This is a genomic window from Lactobacillus sp. UMNPBX17 (assembly GCF_002553735.1).
In the GTDB taxonomy this organism is placed as follows: Bacteria; Bacillota; Bacilli; order Lactobacillales; family Lactobacillaceae; genus Lactobacillus; species Lactobacillus gallinarum.
Genome location: NZ_PCYT01000084.1, coordinates 1 through 4,738 on the forward strand (window position 1 = coordinate 1; position 4,738 = coordinate 4,738).

A 4,738-nucleotide genomic window follows, 5' to 3' on the forward strand; every position below is an offset into this window, starting at 1 on the left:
GCATTAGCTTTTGGAATGATAATTAATTGTAATTCTATTTATGGGACTGGTATATATGGAAGTCGCTTAAATAATATTTTACTAATATTATCATTCTTTGAAGTGCTTATTATAGTAGCTATCCATAAAGTGGAAAATATAGATTTGAGAAAATACCTTTTTATCATATTGCTGCTATTAGGGTATCTATTAGTATATGTACTTGTTCAACAAAAAACTTCAACCGACTTAATTACCATAAAAATGATCTTAACTTTTTTGCTGTTTTTTTCATTAGCTTATCTTGCATATAAAAATGACAGCCTTCCTTTATTATTGACTGCTTATGTTAATTTAATCACTATAGTTGCAGTAGTTTCTCTTCTTTTTTGGATTTTGGGATCAAACTTACATTTAATTCAACCTAATGGAGTTTATTTATCAAAATGGGCTCAACCAACTTTTCAAAGTGTATCTTCATACTATGGATTATATTTTGAAACACAAGGTATGGGTGCAATGTGGAGAAACTCTGCAATTTTTGCTGAAGCTCCTATGGCATCTTTAAACTTTTCTCTTGCTTTAACTATAGAGAGCTTATTAATAAAAAAGGGAAAATTTTATAAATTTAGAATACTAATTTTAGCATTGGCTGTAATTAGTACACTATCATCAACAGGTTATATTTGTTTGGTATTACTTATACTATGTAAAATGTTAACAGGTAATTATAGAAATAAGTACGTATTTATTTTTAAGAAAATAATAACTCCAATCATTTTGATCATCGGAGTAATTTTAATAAATCATTTCTTTAGCCAGAAAATGATGTCTAGTTCTGGGGTAAGTCGTGGACAAGATTATGTAAATGCTTTTAAAGCATGGTCTAGACATCCCATATTGGGTGTAGGATTAAATATGGCTAATTCACTTCCAGCAGAAGATAGATTATTTGTGGGAAAATTTGGTTATAGTAATTCCTTTGGAAAAATTCTTGGAGAAACTGGATTATACATTACGATTTTATACATAATTAGTATTATAAGATCGATATATATAGGGATAAAGTCAAAAGAATCCGATCGAGTATATTTTACTGTAGTATTAGTTTATCTATTTATTACTACTATTTTTGTTAATACTTTTATAATGTTTTTTTTCTTCTCCTTAATGGCTGTCTGGGTTCCTAATTCAAGAGCGTTAGATACTAATGATTATGATAAATAAGGAAAATAAATATGAATAAAGTTATTAATTCAAAAAAAGATAAAAATGATTTTATATTAGCTGATTTAAAGTCTCAGGGCATAAAACAGATAAGTTTAAAAATGAAGTTGACGTCATTATTCATCCCTAAAATATGGAAGTACCAGTACTTACTTCGAGAGTTAGAATACTGTATAAATACAGGGAAAAAGATGAGAAGTAAATTACTTAGCTTAAGATTTCAACGGTTAGGTGCTAAATTAGGCTTTTCTATAGAGCCGAATATTTTTGGCCCTGGTTTATGTCTTTGTCATAATGGAACTATAGTGATAAATGGTAATTGCAAGATAGGTGCAAATGCGCGAATTCATGCTGGAGTAAATATTGGAAATTATTCAAGATTTGATGAAAATTGGACTCCTGATAATGCTCCAATAATTGGTGATAATGTATATATTGGACCAGGAGCAAAACTATTTGGAAAAATAAACATTGGAAATAATGTTGCTATTGGTGCTAACGCTGTTGTTAATAAAGATGTACCTGATAATGTCACCGTTGGGGGAGTTCCAGCTAAAATAATTAATCATAAAGGCTCAGAAGGATTAATTATATATGGTGCAGATGTAAACTATAAAAAAGAAGGATGTTAAAATGAAAAATTATAAAATTGCAGTAGCAGGAACAGGATATGTTGGTTTAAGTTTAGCAACTTTGTTATCACAGCATAACAAAGTTACTGCTGTGGATATAGTTCCTGAAAAAGTTGATTTAATTAATCATCATAAATCTCCAATTGTAGATAAAGAAATTGAAGATTTTTTAGCTAATAAAGATTTAAATTTAAAAGCTACTTTAGATGCAGAATCAGCTTATAAAGATGCGGATTTTGTAATTATTGCAACGCCAACTAATTATGATAGTGAAAAGAATTTCTTTGATACATCTGCTGTTGAAACTGTAATTAAGCTTGTAAAGCAATATAACCCAAATGCTATTATGATTATTAAGTCTACTATTCCAGTTGGTTATACTAATCATATTCGTAAAGAAATGGGTTCCGATAATATTATCTTTAGCCCTGAATTTTTACGTGAAGGACATGCACTTTATGATAATTTACATCCATCTCGTATTGTGGTGGGAACCGATAAAAACGATGATAAACTAGTAAATGCTGCTCATACATTTGCTTCTTTGCTTCAACAAGGTGCTGAAGATAAAGATGTGCTAACCTTATTCATGGGCTTTACTGAAGCAGAGGCTGTTAAATTATTTGCTAATACATACTTAGCTCTTCGTGTAAGTTACTTTAATGAATTAGATACTTATGCTGAAAGTAAGGGGTTAGATACACAGGAAATAATTGACGGTGTTGGATTAGATCCTCGTATTGGTTCCCACTACAATAATCCATCATTTGGTTATGGTGGTTACTGTCTTCCTAAGGATACCAAGCAATTACTTGCAAACTACAAAGATGTTCCTGAAAACTTGATTGAAGCTATAGTTAAATCAAATGATACTCGTAAGGACTTTATTGCTGATCAAGTATTGCGTAAGGCGGGTTACTATGATTATAATGATAAGAATACTTACGATCCTAAGGAAGAAAAGCAAGTCACTGTTGGTGTTTATCGCTTAACTATGAAATCTAATAGTGACAACTTCCGTCAAAGTTCAGTTCAAGGTGTCATGAAGCGTGTTAAGGCTAAGGGTGCTAAGGTAATTATTTATGAACCAACTTTGAAAGATGGCACAACTTTCTTTGGTAGTGAAGTTGTAAATGATCTTGATAAGTTTAAGAATAGTTCTGATGCAATTATAGCTAATAGATATAATTCAATTCTTGATGACGTAAAAGATAAAGTTTATACAAGAGATATTTTTAGAAAAGATTAAGTAAAATAAGCTTCATGATAATATGAAGCTTATTTTTGGTAAAGGTAAGGTTCATGAAAGAAAAATCTTTAGGGGTAAATGCTCTTTTAAATGGATTTCGTAGTGCATTAAATATGATTTTTCCACTGATTACATTCCCGTATGTGTCGAGGATATTATCGGTAAATGGAATGGGAATTTATAACTTTTCTAGCACTTATGTTGGTTATTTTATTTTAATTGCTGGCTTAGGTATAGCAACATATGCTGTTCGAGAAGGAGCAAAATATAGGGATGATAAAAAAAAGATTAACAGTTTTGCTAGTCAAGTTTTTACTATTAATGTAATATCTACGGTAATTGCATATATATTACTAATAGGAAGTTTGATAATTTTCAAAAATTTGAATAATTATGTTTCCTGTATTTTGATTTTTGGATTACAAATATTTTTTACAACAATAGGTACGGAATGGATTTACACAATTTATGAAGATTATCAATATATAACTGTAAGAAGTATAATATTTAAAATTATTTCGATAGGTCTTTTGTTCTTGCTGGTCCGTACTCAGAATGATTATTTAGTTTATGCGGGAATCACAGTCTTAGCAGGTGTAGGATCAAATGTATTAAACTATATTCATGCAAAGAATTTTTGTAATATTCATTTGGTTAAAAAAACTAATTGGAAATATCATTTAAAACCTGTTTTGATTATATTTGCTTCTTCGGTTGCGACAACGCTTTATGTATCTTCAGATACTACGATTCTTGGATTATTAAAGGATGATTATTCGGTAGGAATATATGGGGTGTCCGTTAAAATTTACACTATGGTAAGTGGTCTGATTTCTGGATTATTAGTAGTAACAATTCCTCGATTAGCAATGTTAATAGGTAAAAGAAAAATTAACGAATATACTCATGTTTTGCAAGAAGTGATTAATACTCTAGCTGTTCTTGGACTTCCTGCTGCAGTTGGACTAGTTATGCTAAGTAAGGAAGTAATACTGATAATTGCAGGTAGTAAATATCTACCTGGTATTTTATCTTTGCAAATTATTATTTGGGCATTAGTATTTTCCAATTTTAGTATGATTTTTAATCAATGTGTGCTTATTCCAGTTAAACGAGAGTCCAAAACTCTTAGAAATACAATAATTACAGGACTAGTTAATGTGGGATTGAACTTTATATTTATTCCATTATGGTCTTATAATGGAACAGCATTGAGTACTGTTATAGCAGAATTTATGGTAATGGCGTTAAATGGTTGGTCAGCAAAAGATTATGTTAGTCCAATTTTACGTTCAAAAAAGACCTTGAGAAGTATTTTAGATTCGATTATAGGATGCATTGGGATTATAGTTGTTTGTGCACTGTTAAAGATAGGAATTTCTTCTTTAATTGTACGAACTATTTTATCTATTATACTTTCTACAAGTATCTATGGAGCGATTTTGGTAGCATTGAATGATGAAATAGCACTAGATTTATTAATCAAAATTAAAGAAAGATTATAGTCGTAAATTGCAATAATAACTTGAACACTTTTGTTTAGGCTGTTTGATAGATGCGATCTAATTCTCTTTCAAAGATTTCATCTGGTGTATGATAAGCCAAGATCTTTCTTGGCAATGAATTGCACCAAGTTTCAATGTCAATGATT

The 4,738-nt window shown here is 29.9% G+C and carries 4 protein-coding genes and 1 pseudogene; 4 read left to right on the plus strand and 1 reads right to left on the minus strand.

The window, feature by feature from the left end; translation table 11 throughout:
* The 4 genes from CP368_RS09135 to CP368_RS09150 all read left to right on the plus strand — a co-directional run.
* Positions 1 to 1,206, plus strand: a 1,206-nt coding sequence (locus CP368_RS09135; RefSeq protein WP_098046005.1) for an O-antigen ligase family protein, incomplete at its 5' end; no start/stop codon positions are given.
* Positions 1,207 to 1,217: 11 nt separating this feature from the next.
* Complete coding sequence (locus CP368_RS10900; RefSeq protein WP_098046006.1) at positions 1,218 to 1,838, plus strand: serine O-acetyltransferase; 621 nt, start codon at positions 1,218 to 1,220, stop codon at positions 1,836 to 1,838.
* 1 nt (position 1,839) lies between these two features.
* Positions 1,840 to 3,087 (plus strand): nucleotide sugar dehydrogenase, encoded by a 1,248-nt coding sequence (locus CP368_RS09145; RefSeq protein ID WP_098046007.1) that lies wholly within the window; start codon positions 1,840 to 1,842, stop codon positions 3,085 to 3,087.
* A gap of 53 nt (positions 3,088 to 3,140) precedes the next feature.
* Entirely contained in the window at positions 3,141 to 4,592 is a 1,452-nt protein-coding gene (locus tag CP368_RS09150) for a flippase (protein ID WP_098046008.1), read from the plus strand.
* Positions 4,593 to 4,626: 34 nt separating this feature from the next.
* Here the strand turns inward: CP368_RS09150 and CP368_RS09155 are convergent.
* Positions 4,627 to 4,738: pseudogene (locus tag CP368_RS09155) on the minus strand (IS30 family transposase); the annotation flags it as partial.

Excerpts from the sequence above, each read along its gene's own strand:
- CP368_RS09145 (WP_098046007.1), top strand. The coding sequence starts at position 1,840 with ATGAAAAATTATAAAATTGCAGTAGCAGGAACAGGATATGTTGGTTTA.
- CP368_RS09150 (WP_098046008.1), top strand. The coding sequence starts at position 3,141 with ATGAAAGAAAAATCTTTAGGGGTAAATGCTCTTTTAAATGGATTTCGT.
- CP368_RS10900 (WP_098046006.1), top strand. The coding sequence starts at position 1,218 with ATGAATAAAGTTATTAATTCAAAAAAAGATAAAAATGATTTTATATTA.